The 14832-nt window shown below is 46.2% G+C and carries 9 protein-coding genes and 1 pseudogene; 3 read left to right on the top strand and 7 right to left on the bottom strand.

Annotation, left to right across the window (positions count from 1 at the left end):
• Window positions 1-79: 79 nt before the first annotated feature.
• On the top strand, window positions 80-1876 hold the full coding sequence (locus tag H6F93_RS06680; RefSeq protein ID WP_190679803.1) for an AAA-like domain-containing protein: 1797 nt from the start codon (window positions 80-82) through the stop codon (window positions 1874-1876).
• A gap of 272 nt (window positions 1877-2148) precedes the next feature.
• Here the strand turns inward: H6F93_RS06680 and tnpA are convergent, their stop codons facing one another.
• From tnpA to H6F93_RS06695, 3 genes are all read right to left on the bottom strand, one after another.
• Window positions 2149-2556 (bottom strand): IS200/IS605 family transposase, encoded by a 408-nt coding sequence (gene tnpA / locus H6F93_RS06685; protein WP_190679804.1) that lies wholly within the window; start codon window positions 2554-2556, stop codon window positions 2149-2151.
• Between the two features lie 410 nt (window positions 2557-2966).
• Complete coding sequence (locus H6F93_RS06690; RefSeq protein ID WP_190679805.1) at window positions 2967-3647, bottom strand: response regulator; 681 nt, start codon at window positions 3645-3647, stop codon at window positions 2967-2969.
• A 5-nt stretch (window positions 3648-3652) separates the two neighbouring features.
• The gene (locus H6F93_RS06695) at window positions 3653-4753 is read right to left on the bottom strand and encodes an ATP-binding response regulator (protein ID WP_190679806.1); all 1101 of its coding nucleotides are present in this window, start codon (window positions 4751-4753) and stop codon (window positions 3653-3655) included.
• 473 nt (window positions 4754-5226) lie between these two features.
• Here H6F93_RS06695 and H6F93_RS06700 point away from each other — a divergent pair, with 473 nt between their 5' ends.
• Window positions 5227-6609, top strand: a complete 1383-nt coding sequence (locus H6F93_RS06700) for an ABC transporter substrate-binding protein (protein WP_242043333.1) — start codon at window positions 5227-5229, stop codon at window positions 6607-6609.
• A 58-nt stretch (window positions 6610-6667) separates the two neighbouring features.
• Entirely contained in the window at window positions 6668-9124 is a 2457-nt protein-coding gene (locus H6F93_RS06705; RefSeq protein WP_190679808.1) for a hybrid sensor histidine kinase/response regulator, read from the top strand.
• 666 nt (window positions 9125-9790) lie between these two features.
• On the opposite strand, the gene H6F93_RS06710 is transcribed toward H6F93_RS06705, so the two are convergent.
• From H6F93_RS06710 to H6F93_RS06725, 4 genes and pseudogenes are all read right to left on the bottom strand, one after another.
• Window positions 9791-10978, bottom strand: a complete 1188-nt coding sequence (locus H6F93_RS06710) for a calcium-binding protein (RefSeq protein ID WP_190679809.1) — start codon at window positions 10976-10978, stop codon at window positions 9791-9793.
• A gap of 437 nt (window positions 10979-11415) precedes the next feature.
• Window positions 11416-11493, bottom strand: a pseudogene (locus H6F93_RS06715) (IS6 family transposase); the annotation flags it as partial.
• A gap of 238 nt (window positions 11494-11731) precedes the next feature.
• Window positions 11732-14587, bottom strand: coding sequence for a TIGR02921 family PEP-CTERM protein (locus H6F93_RS06720; RefSeq protein WP_199313528.1), 2856 nt, complete (start codon window positions 14585-14587; stop codon window positions 11732-11734).
• A 45-nt stretch (window positions 14588-14632) separates the two neighbouring features.
• Window positions 14633-14821, bottom strand: coding sequence for a hypothetical protein (locus H6F93_RS06725; protein WP_190679810.1), 189 nt, complete (start codon window positions 14819-14821; stop codon window positions 14633-14635).
• Window positions 14822-14832 lie beyond the last annotated feature (11 nt).

Here is a 14832-nt window from a genome sequence, read left to right on the forward strand (position 1 = left end):
GGTTTATCTCATTGGTCATAATTGAAATTGCCAGTACAGAATTCTGGATTGCCAGGTTCATTCCCCCTACCTCCTGCCCATGCCGCGATCGCTTAAACTCCGTCAGTCCTGCATCTCCCACGTTAAGCTGTCTCTGTTGCGGAACGGCTTTCCCAGCCAACGACTGCTGGCAGATCAGCTTGAGATTGCCCAATCAACAGTTAGCCATTTCCTCAATGGTAAACCTGTCGATTTTGTCAATTTTGTAGAACTCTGTCAGGTGTTGGGACAAGACTGGCGTGATCTGGCAGATTTAGAAACAGAACCGCAAGGAGAACAGCAGGAAGCGAACAGACAGAATGCTGTAACTGTTTTAATCAGTGGAGACGCGAGTTGTGCCGAGTTAATCACGCAGCTCCAGCAGGCTTTTACTCAGACGCAGCATCGAGTAACGATCGCCCCAAGAGGGGAACAGCTTCGCTTTGCCCCCACCCCTCTTCTATCCGTCGAAAACGTTCAATCCTCTGACTACTGGCTGCTACTGTTAACAGAACAATCTGCTGTTAGTGAAGCAACGCTGGCAAACATTCAGCTTGCTCAGGAGTTACAGAAGACGCAACAGCCCACAATTTTACTAATTCTGATCGATTTACCCTGGATGCAGCAGTTGCCGTTTGACCTGTTGGGCTATTTGCAAGACAAACAGCCCTGGCAATGGCAGACAACCGATGCTCCCACACGATTAGCAGCAGCACTGTTGGAAGTTTGGGATCAGCGCCGCAAGTCACTTCCTGTTAACCCTGAATTTGCTATCTCCTGGGCAAAGATTACAGGTTCCAGTTCTCATGTGCCTGTTCCACCCTTGCCCAGTGCGGCTCCTGAAATTCCTGGTGGGCAGATGGACCTTGCATCACGGTTTTACATTGAGCGACCACCCATTGAATCACTTTGTTATAAAGCGATCGCCCAACCGGGTGCATTGATTCGGATTAAAGCTCCCCGTCAGATGGGCAAAACCTCACTCATGGCTCGCATTCTGCATCAGGCAAAACAGCAAGGAGCGCGAGTTGTACCGCTCAGCTTTCAGCTTGCCAATCAGCGTAGTCTCACCAACTCAGATACATTTCTCCAATGGTTTTGCGCCAGTGTGAGTTTAGAACTGGGGCTCCTCGATCCAGACCAACTCACCAAACATTGGCAACTTGCCGACCTGATTGGCAGCAACCAATGCTGCAAAGCTTACTTTGAACAGTATTTGCTGCCCAGCCTTTCGGCTCCCCTAACGTTGGGGCTGGATGAAGTCGATCGCGTATTTGCGAACCTTGAAATTGCTGATGATTTTTTTGGCTTGCTGCGTGCCCTGCATGAAGAAGCAAAACGGCGAGAGATCTGGAAAAACATTCGTTTGATCGTGGTACATTCCACCGAAGTTTACATTCCGCTAGATGTAAACAAATCTCCGTTTAATGTCGGACTACCGATTGAGTTACCGGAGTTCACACTGCTTCAGGTCGAGGAACTGGTGCAGCGACATAGTCTTTCCTGCCGCTCCAAAGATATTCAAGCTCTAACGGAGGTGATCGGGGGACATCCATTCCTGGTGCGATTGGCACTGTATGCGATCGTCCATCAATCTTTGAGTTTTGAGCAGCTACAAGATACATCTACGACAGACCGCATCTATGCAGACCATCTTCATCGCCACCTCAGCAATCTCGAACGCAACCCCGCTTTAATGCAAGCATTTCGGCAGGTTGTCCTACACGATAGAACCGTGCGGCTCCCCTCCGAACAAGCCTTCAAACTGGACAGTATGGGTCTTGTCAAATTAACAGGTAATGATGTGGTGGTTAGATGTCAGCTCTATCGCGATTACTTCCATCGTTGCCTAAATTAGCACACTATCATAAGCTCTGCTTCAAGGCATACCCTAGAAGTGTTGTCTCTTTTTGTGTTGATCCTTCAATGTCAGCCGCATATCTAACTCCACCAGAATGCTGAATTGCTGACTGTAAGCGGGTTGCATTTTGTTGATAGGACTTGTGACTTAACACTTGCTGAATGCCTCCTCGCAATTTTTGGGCAGTCAGATACCCCCAGTAAAGCTGGTGGCTTGATGAGTGTGACCGCCTGGCGGGTGTCCTCGCTGAGGGCTTATCTGTTCAACCGTTAGAATTGCCCGCCTTTATCGGCAATCTCTTGTTCGCGGATGCAGTGACGTAATGCTTCTAGTTCAAACCCAACCGTTGACACAGCGTATCCTCGTACCCAGAAATTTTCACCATTGGAATTGCGTTGCTTGCCACTGAATTGACGCGCACTCGCACTCGCACTCTTGCCTTTGAGAAACCCAACTATCGATGCTACTGCATACTTTGGTGGAATTTCAAGGCACATATGAACAGAGTCTGGCAACAGATGCCCCTCAATAATACGACACTCTAGCTCATGAAAAATGGGACCGAGAAATTTACGAATCTCTCCGAATATCGCCTTACGACGATATTTGGGTATGAATATGATGTGATACTTGCAGTCCCACTTGGAGTGGGAAAGGCTTTGATACAATTGCGACATGATATTCTCTCCTACGGTTTTGCTTCACCAAGCCACCGTAGGAGTTACTTTACTGCTGCAACGCTCAAAGCTGGTCGAGTCGCACTGGTCGAACCAGTGGCTTACCTCAAGAATTCAGTTAATCGTTTATTCTTCACTAGTTTCTGTGACAGAGCCCTCTTACCCCACCACTAGTCTATTTTTGCGACACCCCCTCAATCTGTAGATTAGCGTTACTTATTTGAAAAGCGCGTCAGTTTTAGGAGCATCTAAACCAATCAGGAGAGTTTCATCGTCAACGCGATGACCTTAGAGTATTTGAATATAAACCCTGAGCACATTGCATGAATGCCATTTTTAACCGCGACATTTGTCATGTGCCCATAGGGGGCTATTGTTGTGAATAGGGTATAGGACAGTGTGTAGAGAGCCTAGTTCTTAGAATCTTCAAGCCAGGTCAGGTGGGAATTGGCAAGAATCGCTGCTTGGGTGCGATCGCGTAAGTTCAATCGACCTAAGATGTGAGTGATGTGATTTCTAACGGTTCCTTCCGAGAGGTGAAGGGATTGAGCGATTTCTCGATTGCTAGAACCTACTGCAATCAGTCGCAAGATTTCTCGCTCTCTCGGGGTCAGCTCTGTCAGCCCTGGCGGTAGTTCTGGTTGCTCAGGCTCCTCTGTTAAAGGTGCCTGGGAGATTAAATTCTCCAAGATTCCGGGTCCAAATTGGGTGTAACCTTTGTAGATTGACCGAATTGCCTCTGCCAGCTCCTCTGAAGGCATATCTTTTAACAGGTATCCCTTTGCTCCAAATCTCAATGCCTCCGCGACATATCGAGTATCATCAAAGGTTGTCAACACCAAAATCTTTGTTCCTACAAACGTTTGACAAATCATTTGAGTCGCTGTTACCCCATCCATGATGGGCATTCGGATGTCCATCAGAACAACATCTGGCTGATCAGACGAAGCCCACAGGGTTTTCAACTGCTGAATGGCTTCCTGTCCATTACTGGCTTCTCCTACGATCCGAAGATCGGGCTTAGTCTCTAAAAGAGTCTTTAAGCCCCGTCGAACAATCTCTTGATCTTCTACAAGCAGTACTTTAATCATAAGTCTTAAGCAGTTGGGAAAAATGCACTAATGTGGCAGCCTCTGTTTAATTCACTGATGATCTCTAGGTGACCTCCTAGTGCCACGGTTCGCTCACGCATTCCTTGAAGCCCAAAGCCAGTTCTATTCTCCCTGACTCGAAACCCTTTGCCGTTGTCTTGAAGCGACAGCGACAAACCGGAAGCGTTGGTATGAATTTGGATTTGCACAGCGGTTGCCTCCGCGTGCTTACAAATGTTTGTCAGCCCTTCTTGCACAATGCGATATACAGCAGTATTAATTTGAATGGATAAGGGATGAGACAAGTTAATGCGACACTCTGGCAGAATTCCAGTGGTGCGGTGAAATTCTTGAGTTAGGGTGGCGATCGCTGCCTCTAACAATTGTCCCTTAAGCGGGTCTGAGCGCATATCAGATACTGATTGTCGCACTGCTTTGAGCGCTTCTGAACCTAGCTGTTTTGCCTCCTTAAGAAACGTGTAAGCCCTATCTGGAGCTTCTTGCCATAGCGTTAGAGCTGTTTCCATCTGAATATTTAGCGCCACGAGTGCGTGCCCTAGTGAATCATGAATATCGCGGGCAATTCGGTTTCGCTCCTCTAGAGTTGCCATCTCTTTTATTCGCTGGTTCAAGGTTTGCTCGTGTTCTAGCGATCGCCGCAAGTTTGCCTCTGTTTGCTGTAAGCAAATGTTCTGAGCTTGAAGCTGTGTTTGCAGTCTGCGGAGTGTAAGCTGGTTCTCGATTCGAGCAAGCACTTCTTCTACTTGAAATGGCTTTGTGACATAATCCACTGCTCCTAATGAAAAGGCTCTTACCTTATCCAAAGTCTCGTTTAAGGCGCTAATGAAAATAATTGGGATTTCTTGAGTGCTAGGGTTGTTCTTTAAGTGCTGACAAACCTCATATCCATCCATTCCTGGCATATAGATATCAAGCAAAACCAAGTCAGGAGGCTGGGCTGACGCACCCATCAACGCTGTTGAGCCGTTTGTTACGCTCCGGACCTCGTACCCCTGCTCTAGGAGTAGGGTCGATAAAAAGCGTAGATTATCTAGCGTATCATCGACGATGAGAAGATCTCCCTTAGAAGATGAAGTGTGGTTCATAGTCTGCGCCTACTTATGGCTCATGAGGAATTGAGATGATTCAGCAGTAGAAATGCTGACTTAAATCTGTAATTTTCGTTACAAAATACAATACTTTTTGAAATAGGTGATATCTAAGATCAGTAATTTGTGGAACTACGCCTATTTCCAAAAATTCATCACCAGCTAATTTACATTCTCAGTGAACGCTGTGGCTAAGAATTAAAACAATTTAAACACTCGCTCTCACGTGTTTATTCTACAACTGTGATTGCGATCGCCATCCAGCAGGGCTCTGCTTAATTAAACCAGTTTTCTATACTAAAACTTGATTACGACCCAAACTCACTTAATTTACCTCTTTTTTTAAGCATCACCGAATAAAAGACTGAATAGAAGAGATTATGCATACAGAAATAACATGCATGTATAACAGTATGAATAGACAAGTTGCTAGCGTTAGTAATTTTCTGCGTAGAAAGACCAGTCGTCAAATGAGGCGATTTTATCAATACACGCTCATAGCGTTGGTATTGAGTGTTATCATCGCTGCCTGTACTAATAGCGAACCAAGCGCTATAGTCACCGATACGCCTAATCATAACGCAGCTCTAACAATCTGGTGGGACAAGGGCTTTAATCTAGAAGAAGATGAAGCCATCCAGCAGGTTGTGAACGATTGGAGTAAGCAACACAACGCGCCTGTTGAGCTTTCCTTTTACACAGCAGATGATTTGTCACAAAAAGCGCAGAGAGCACTGCAAGCGGGCAATCCACCAGACATTATGATGAGCAATAGTGCTGGCAAGGCCCTGATCCCTCGTCTTGCATGGCAAGGAGAACTGGCTGATGTTTCTGATGTCATTGAACCAGTCCAGCAGCTATATCCAGCTTCAGTTCTAGACTCTGTCGCTCTCTACAATAATACGAACCAAAAACGTAGTTATTACACAGTGCCGATTTCTCAGTCAAACATTTATATCTTTTACTGGCGAGATCTCATTCAACAAGCAGGCTTTCAGGAAAGCGATATTCCTCAAGATTGGGACACCTTTTGGGCATTCTGGCAGCAAGTGCAGGATAACCTCCAGAATCAGCCAAACCAAACTATTCATGGATTAGGCTTTTCCTACTCAGTTGCATCTGGTGATACTTACTCCATGTTTGAGCATATTTTAGAGGCACACGATGTGCAACTATTAACTCCTAATGGAGATCTTTTGATTGAAAACCCCCAAACACGTCAGGGTATCATTGATAGTTTGAGGTGGTATACACAATTTTATCAGCAAGGGTACGTTCCATTAGGGTCTGAAGATTGGAGAAATTCTGATAACAACACTAATTTGCTCAATCGTACTGTGGTAATGACCCCAAATGCATCGCTTTCAATTCCTGCTACTGTCCGTCAAGATACTGACACCTATCAAAACAAACTTGGCATCCTGGAATTTCCTAATAAACCCAGCGGGCAACCGATGCGGTACTTGGATGATATTAGGCAAGCTATAGTATTTGCAGATTCTGAAAATCAGAAAGCAGCGAAAGAATTTCTCTCATACTTAATTCAACCTGAGGCAATTGAGAACTATCTCAAAGCGGCGGGAGGGCGAAATTTACCCGTTATGACTTCTATTTTAGAAAATTCATTTTGGACAAACCCTGCTGATCCCCATCTCTCAACAGCAACCAAAATCCTACTTGAAAAACAATCTCGTCCATTCTATTCGATTTATCACCCTGCCTACAGTTTGGTTGTTCAAGAGAACGTTTGGGGTCAAGCTATTAATCGCATCGTGGTCGATCGTGTCTCTCCAGAGCAGGCTGCCGATGACGCAATTCAGCAAATCCAGCAGATTTTCGCTCAGTGGCAATGAGCCAAGGAAGAGGTTGAAGAATATTTTTCACATGCTTTAAAATTTTAGGAGAGCTGCGATGAGATTCTGGAACCAAAACATTACGAATAGAGTCTCTAGCTCCTTTTTACTGCTTTCTCTTGTAACGGTCGGTGTTGTTGGAGGAGTTGCTTTTACCAGAGCCAGAGAAGCATTAAAGCAAGCAACCTTTAACCAGCTTAATGTTACAGCCAACTCAAAAGAAGAAGAAATGTCTCGTTGGTTTGAGGACCAACAAAGGGATGTTTTGTTGATGACCCAGGTTCCCAATATTCAGGATGATCTAGGAATACTTCTTTCTGAGCGTTCTGACGCAAATTACACTGCAGCTCATGAGGAACTTTCAGACTACTTAACAAAATTCGTTCAGCTCAAACCTAGTCTATTAGAAGTCTCCATTTTGGATTCTAGCAATCGTATTGTTTTATCAACGAATAGAAGCCGTGAGGGTAGATATGAGGTTCTAGCTAGTGTTACTTATCTTGATCACGTTGAGCCAGGAAACACTTTTGATCCAATCTTTTATGTTTCATCAACTACAGGAAAACCATCTGTTACATTAGCAGCGCCATTGCGCGATGAGTTAGGCACTCGTCGGGGGTTAATTTTGGCTCACCTAAATCTAGATCGAATTGATCAAATTGTGCGAGAACGTACTGGTTTAGGTAGAAGTGGTGAAACCTATTTGGTCGGCTCATTCAGCAGTGAGACGATGTTCATTTCCAGAGAACAGTCGCGATCGCAAACCGTTCTACCAGAAATCAGCAGCCACGGAATTGACGCAGCAATGCACGGGATTAGTGGCTCTGGGCTTTATTCAAACTATGCAGGTGTGTCTGTAATTGGAGTATATCGCTGGCTCAACGACCGTGACATTGCTCTGCTAGTGGAAATGGAGCAAAACGAGGCATTTGCTCCTGCTCGTCAGTTAGCAGGAACAATCATGTTGGTAGGATTAGCGTCAGCGGGAATTTTGGCGATCGGGGTTTATTGGCTGGCGCAACAGCTCCAAATTTCTCGCAAGCAGCTAGAAAATTATAGCCGTCAGTTAGAGCAAAAAGCTCAGGAAGCAGATACCGCGAACCATGCCAAAAGCCAGTTTCTTTCCAACATGAGTCATGAGTTTAGAACGCCACTCAACGTCATTCTAGGCTTTACTCAACTCATGGCTCGCAGTACCTCTCTCAATCCAAAGCAGCAAAACTATCTCAACACCATCAGCTGTAGCGGTGAACACCTGCTCAACTTGATTAATGATGTGTTAGAAATGTCCAAGATTGAGGCAGGCAGAGTTGTTTTAAGTGAGAGTAATTTTAACCTTTATGATCTGCTAAATTCGCTTCAGCAGATGTTTCACTTCAAGGCAGAGTCTAAAGGCTTACAGCTCGTTTTTGAACTGGACCCAGATCTACCTCAACATATTCGTACCGATGAGAGCAAACTGCGTCAGGTCCTAATGAATTTGCTGAGCAACGCAATTAAGTTTACCCAAACGGGACGCGTAATACTCCGGGTGAAACAAGTTGAAGAGCCAGAAAAAGATGTAGAGCATTCTCAGCGCTCAACTACTACATCTTTGCAGTTTGAGGTCGAAGACACTGGACCTGGCATCTCCCCTGAAGCAATAAAAATCCTCTTTGAGCCCTTTGTGCAGAGCGAGACGGGGCGCGCACAAGAAGGAACTGGACTTGGCTTATCTATTAGCCAGAAGTTTGTACGCCTGATGGGAGGTAGAATTTCAGTCACCAGTCGCGTAGGTGTAGGATCAACTTTTGGATTTGTAATTCAAGTTTGCCAGGTTGAACCGGAGCAAATTCAGACTCAAGTGCCCAATTGTCATGTGATTGGCTTAGAAGCCGGACAGCCCAACTACCGCATCTTAGTAGTAGAAGACAACTTGAGTAATCGTCAGCTGCTTGTAGAGTTGTTAACCCCAATTGGTTTTGAGGTCAAAGAAGCAACTAATGGAGAGGAGGCGATCGCCTTATCCAAAAGCTGGTTACCTCATCTAATTTGGATGGATATGCGAATGCCAATTGTAAACGGGTACAAAGCAACCCAACAGATTAAAGCAGCAGGTACACCAGCACCAATAGTCATTGCGTTAACAGGCAGTGCATTTGAAGAAGAACGCATCGTTGCCTTATTCATTGGTTGCGATGATTTTGTTCGCAAACCCGTACGGGAGGAGATTATTTTTGAGAAGATGGCGCAATATTTGAATGTACGCTATGTCTACGCTACAGAACCGCAAAATCAAACAGTACAACCTTATCTTCAGGCTCTCACTCCTTCAGATCTAACAGTAATGCCATCTGAGTGGATAGAGCAATTACATCAGGCTGCGACTAAAGTGAATGCAAAACAAGTCATTGCCTTGATACAACAAATTCCTGCTAAGAATGCTAACTTAGCCACTCACTTAACCTATCTGGTCAACAACTTTAGGTTTGAAGAGATTATTAGTTTATGTTGTGTTGGACAAGCTAAAAGTTGAGAATCATCATACTGATTCCGATGAACTACCTCAATCTTTGCCTGATAATTGCAGTCATCCTGAGTGTAGTAACGCTGTTTAAGCCACACTAAAGCGTCCTGTTTAGAGTGGAAATGCCAATATATCTCCGTAGTTGGGTCGTACACTTCAAGGTATAAGTTGCGTTGGCGATCGCATTTACAAACAAGTTGAGACTCGTCATTTATGCCAAGTGTACTGACAAAAACTCTATAAAGACTTGAGCAAACTTGTAAGAAACGCTCGCCCTTTAAAGAGCGCCAGAATTTTGATGCTTTTGATCTGTAAGATCGTGAGTTTGGATTAGAGGAATTTGTGTTAGAAGAGATGGAATGGTGAAGCGACATGAAATTTTCCTTTGCTGCTTAGCCTAGAGAAGGCATGAAAGTTTGGTCTGTTGTGAAATTCTCAAGTTAGAACCCAGTGACACACTAGCTTGCCGTTGATAACGTGCCATTGGACCGTCAGACGAGATCGAGTAGGTTGAGGAGTTAATGAGTCACGGTTAGTGGTCGTTGCTTTTGTTAGTTCTATTAATGTGTGAGGTATGGGAAGTACCTAGGAAAAATTTTTGTGTAGGGTGTGTTTAACTTTCATAGAAGTGTTAGCTCCATGATTAAGGCTAATTCACACCCTACAAATCATCAATTAACCGAAGACAAAACTGAAGGAATTGCTGTCTAAGCTGAGAGTATTAGCGGCAACATTTTGCACTACGCCAATCAACTCATTTGTGACAAACTGGCTGTTGCTCTTAATGTAGATTCCAGTGCCAGAAATATTATTGAGTGAAACATTAGCGAGTAGATATTCAGACTTAGAGCCTACTAACTGAATCTTGTCCTCTGCCGCCTTGAAATCAGTAATTAGCGCGTAATCTGTCTGTCCAGAGGTGTTGCGTTGTCCGTCGTCATAGAAGCGCACCATGTAAGGAAATTCGCCACTCTTTGCTGCACCTAGTGCGAAGTAATCAACTCCAGTTCCACCCGTAAGCCTGTCAGTTTCGCCCTTACCCGCGTTATCGAGCCAAGTTCCAACCAAGGTGTCATTTCCTGTTCCTCCTAACAGTCTGTCGTTGCCATCTCCGGCACTAAGGTAATCATTTCCTCCTGAACCGCTCAGCTTGTTGTGGCCCACACCGCTGTAGATCTGGTTGTTAAGGTCATTGCCTAAGCCGTTAACGTTACCCGCGCTGTCAAGAAATAATTGTTCAACACCACTGCTGAGACCGAAGCTAACGGTAGAGATTACCTTGTCGTAGCCATTGTCAGTGTCCAACTCATTAACTATATCTGCTGCATTGTCAACGTAATATGTATCACTGCCGTTGCTGCCAAACATCGCATCAGCACCGATGCCACCAAAGAGTCTGTCGTTGCCTGTGCCACCAAACAAAGTGTCAACGCCACCAGCACCACTGAGTGAGTCATCGCCCCTCCCTCCAAGCAGTCTGTTGTTGTTGCCGTTGCCCAAAATATAGTTGTTTAAAGCATTGCCTAGACCATTAGCAGCATTGCCAAGCAGTGTTAGATTCTCAACATTTGTTTTGCCGCCTGAGGAGAGGGAGAAAGAAACTGAGGATTTAACTGTATCAATGCCTTCATTGGCTGCTTCAAAAACTTGGTCGGTGGAGATATCAACAATGTAGGTGTCGTTGCCTTGACCACCTATCATTTTGTCAGCGCCTAAACCACCATTAAGCAGGTCGTTACCGCCAAATCCATTCAGCCAATCATTACCTGCAAATCCGAAGATTGAATCGTCGAAGTTGGTGCCGTTGAGTTTGTTTTTTTGGCTACCGTTATCATTGAATTGTGTACCCGTGATAATTGCCATTTGAGTGTTCCCAGATAAATTAGATTAAGCAAGAGAAATCACGTCATGCAGCAGCGAGCTTTGCTACTCGACTGAAGTAGTCAAAACTGATTTGGTTCAACCGCCAATTTGACAACCTTGAAGTGAAAACGATTGGCGATCGCCTCATCGCAAATCATTGATCTTCTCTTCGAGAAGCTGCTGAGCAATTGCACTCTCTTGTGATGTTTCTAAGTTAATGGGTGAACAACCCCACTCACATCGAATAAATGTCACTTCCTTAGCGTGACATCTGTCATGCTGAAATCGTTTTTGCTCGAAAGCTGTTGGTTGTGTCGCAAAAAGTTGTGTCGCAAAAACAGGCCAGTGGCGATCGCGAATCTCCGGTGCGAGTTCATCACTCCGATATCGCCATCCCCAGTTACCGTCCTGCTTGCTTGAGCAAGGTCGTAATGCACGATCATCTCCTCTAAATCTCGGTAGCTGAGAGAGTAACGGCAATACCAGCGAACGTTGGACAGGATGATCTCGGGCAAAAAGTGCCGCTACTTAAATGGAATCTGAGTAGCCATCAGGAGGGTAGTGAGGAGAGGGTAGTCCTGCTTACACTCGCAAGTGATTTGGAAGTTTTCGGCTCAAGATAACAGGGTTAAGTTGAGATGCCTTTAACCCTGTTCTTGAGACGATTGAATGGCAGGTCTATTGCGCTATTTTAGATTTGTCTTGCCACTACAGGTTTGTGCAATGTTCCTTTGTCGCCAGGTTAATAAATCATTATGGTGAATTGTAGGAACGGGGTTGTCTGTGGGAGCGAGGTCTTTTTTTCGTAGATAGAAGTAGGACGATCGCCACCACTCCCATTCCAACTATGTTTCCAGGCTCAGGAACAGTCGCTACATTGAGTGGGTTATTGGGTTGAGTCAGTTCGTCTAGCCCGTCCTCGACTTCGCGCTCAAAGCGATCGCTACTCACTTCTGCCTGGGCCAATAGTTCTCGCTGGCGATCGTTGACTAGTACCAGCATGGAGGAGTAAGGAGTGACAATCTCAGTACCTTTTGCCAGAGTGTGAATCGCATCCAGTTCGGCTAGCTGAGTCATGTCTTTTTCGCGACTCAATTTGAGAATGAGTTGTCGAGCCGCGAGTGGTGTGAAGTCGGATTCTGTCGATGCACTGACTATAGGTTCAACTTCTGAAGTATCAGCTTGGGGTGATTCTACTCTCCAGATATAGCCGTCTGTAACGCTGGCAACGGAGTGTCCTAGTTTTTCCTCAGTTGCGATGCGCTGCATCACTTCTGCCACATTGGTTGCAACTCCGCCTCTGGTTTTTTGAATGGTTTCCAGGGTGGCATCATCGTAGGCAGGAGGTAACTCACCCAGATGTATCGCCCAGAGTGGGGAGGCGATCGCCGGAAGTTCAGCCTCGTCAACCGTTAGCTCATAATTTCCCTCATCGGTGATTACCAGCACTGCATCATAAGCTGTCTCACCGTGCAGCTGCCCAAACTGTTGCAGCATGGTGTGAATTGGTAAATTGCCGTAGAAAGTAGCTTTGCTAGAGTCAAACTCACGAATATCATCTAGGCGCTCCGGCTCGGCTCCAGCAGATGCGGTGAGATACAGATCCAGGTCGTTGTTGGCACTGTGTTGAGCTAGCCAGCGGAAGGTTTCGGTTAACTCGTTAGAATGAGTTGCCATGCTGCGAGAGCGGTCTAACACCAGTGCAAACCGTTTGGACTGGGGCAAAGCGGATGAACTGTGGTTCAGGGGTTCTGCCACAACCTGATAACCTCCTGGCAGCGTCACCTGATGAGTTTGGGGCGTGTGTCGTCGAGCGGGTAGCGATGTTTCTAGCCATTCTTCTGCTGGCAGTTGAGCGGCTCTGCCATTACGACGACGTACCGTGTCTTCTGTCCAAAAGACATTGCGCTTTTCTGCCAGATGAGGCATCGGCCAGCCTTGCTCCTGTCGCATTGCCTGATAAGTCATCCACAGATGCAGTTCTCCCGGTTCACCATTCTGCTGCTGCATTGGAATAGGAAATACGCGCAGACGATATTGCCGTGGACCGACTTGCTCTAGCAATGCCGGATCTTCTGCCACAAAGTTAGTGCTGCGGGCAACCTCTCCGGTGTAGACCTGTTGAGCGGCTCCACGCGGCGATACAACAAACGGAAAGCGAGTGGCTCGACTCATGCTGTCGCCCAGCCATACCCCCGTGAGAACAGCGCTTTCGGGCAAGGAGAAAGAGTAAAAGATCTCCTGATCCTGCCAGGTGGGGTTCTGATAACTCTCATACAGCTCAATCTCTGCCCAGTCTCCATGTTCATGCACATTCACTCGTTGCTGGGCTAGCCAGACAATCTGCTGGTTGATGTTGAGCAATCCTGCCTGAGTTTCGTCCCGGTTCGAGGTAGATTGCAACGCGTTTTGAATTGCCTCCCGTTCTGTCTTTTGAATAGGTGAGTCAAAAAATTCTGCATACAGGTTGGCGGCTCTATCTGCATCAGCACGCGAACCGTTATATAAGAATGGGGAAAGAATATGGTTATGTAAATCCTGCCAAAACTGAGCTTTTTCTGGAGTCAGGTTAAATACGTTGCGGTAAGTTTCGCTCAGGCTATTGCTTTCCTCCCAGGGGCTAATGTAGCGGTAAGAGTTGAGATAAGCGTTGACCAGCCCAGTCCGAATCAGATCTGATTTGGCTAAGAGTTCTTGGCGATCGCCCTCTGTTGGAGCAGGCTGTGAAAGTAACTTAAATGCTTCAATCTGGGGCTGTTGTTGTAAAGACGTGAAGATGAGTAACCAGGCAACGGCGACCCCTGCCGTCCCTGCTACGGCTTTGAGTTGTCCGTAGCGATCGCCAAATGCTGCTGCCACTCGCCACCAAGAGCGCAAGTAGAAATTTGTCATCACAAACGGCATGGCAAAAAACAGCGAACAGCTAAACCCGAATAGGAAGAGGAAAACAGGTACCCACCAGATTGTGCGTAGCGGACTGTGAGTGAGTGTATCCCGCAGGACGGGTATCCACTCAAGCTGGAAGAATTGGATAATCCATGTGAAGACTGCAAATAGAAATACACACAAAGCAGGCACCGCATAAAATGTCAGCAGCACTCCGGTGTACACTCCAATAATCAGCATCAAGCTGTGGCTTGCTAGCTGTAGCCATGCCAGAGTGCGTTTGCGCGCCGCGAACCCACACAGCAACTCAACCGCAAATGCCCCAATGCAAAACAGCGCTGTACTCAAAATCTGTGAGCTTGCCGGCGTGAGTTCTCGGATCAGGAATAAGCGCAGCAAACATAGCGCCACCAGTGGCGCTTCGACCCCATAAAACAAACGCATCAGCAAAACAGGCTGTTTGCGTAATCGGAACCAACCCACCAGGGTGCAGACCGTCGGCACCAGGAGTAAACCCATCAAGCTTGCAACTAGCGTCGCGGGAATTGCCACGCCTGCCCCAACGTCTCTAGAAAAGGGAAAGCCGATTTGCGGTAGAACGACTCCATAAGCTAGAAGCAAAAATGTACAGTTCCACAGCCAAAAGATGGAACCATAAGAGAAGTGAACTAGTTTTTTCATGGTGAAGAGGTAAGATTGTGGCTCCAGTTTGGAAGGGGTCATTCGCTATTTGCCTCTTGTGAGCAGCCCGTAATGGATGACTGATGATTAAATGACCATCCCTGATTGCGTTCCTATTATTTCCTCAGTCGAGATCGGCTGAATTTTGGGAATAGCTTTGTAAAGTTTTGGTAAATGCGATCGCAACTCCAGAAAGTAGCCAAGCTTAAGACTGAGGCAACCCGACAGCGGACGTGAGATAGTCATTAAGCTGTAAAAATCGGAATTGCTGATCATAGGAGCGCGTT

It is taken from the genome of Leptolyngbya sp. FACHB-671 (assembly GCF_014695745.1).
GTDB lineage: Bacteria > Cyanobacteriota > Cyanobacteriia > Elainellales > Elainellaceae > JAAUTN01.

Coding starts and splice junctions, on each gene's coding strand:
- H6F93_RS06680 (WP_190679803.1), top strand. CDS start 80: ATGCCGCGATCGCTTAAACTCCGTCAGTCCTGCATCTCCCACGTTAAG.
- tnpA (WP_190679804.1), bottom strand. CDS start 2,556: ATGTCGCAATTGTATCAAAGCCTTTCCCACTCCAAGTGGGACTGCAAG.
- H6F93_RS06690 (WP_190679805.1), bottom strand. CDS start 3,647: ATGATTAAAGTACTGCTTGTAGAAGATCAAGAGATTGTTCGACGGGGC.
- H6F93_RS06695 (WP_190679806.1), bottom strand. CDS start 4,753: ATGAACCACACTTCATCTTCTAAGGGAGATCTTCTCATCGTCGATGAT.
- H6F93_RS06700 (WP_242043333.1), top strand. CDS start 5,227: ATGAGGCGATTTTATCAATACACGCTCATAGCGTTGGTATTGAGTGTT.
- H6F93_RS06705 (WP_190679808.1), top strand. CDS start 6,668: ATGAGATTCTGGAACCAAAACATTACGAATAGAGTCTCTAGCTCCTTT.
- H6F93_RS06710 (WP_190679809.1), bottom strand. CDS start 10,978: ATGGCAATTATCACGGGTACACAATTCAATGATAACGGTAGCCAAAAA.
- H6F93_RS06720 (WP_199313528.1), bottom strand. CDS start 14,587: ATGACCCCTTCCAAACTGGAGCCACAATCTTACCTCTTCACCATGAAA.
- H6F93_RS06725 (WP_190679810.1), bottom strand. CDS start 14,821: ATGATCAGCAATTCCGATTTTTACAGCTTAATGACTATCTCACGTCCG.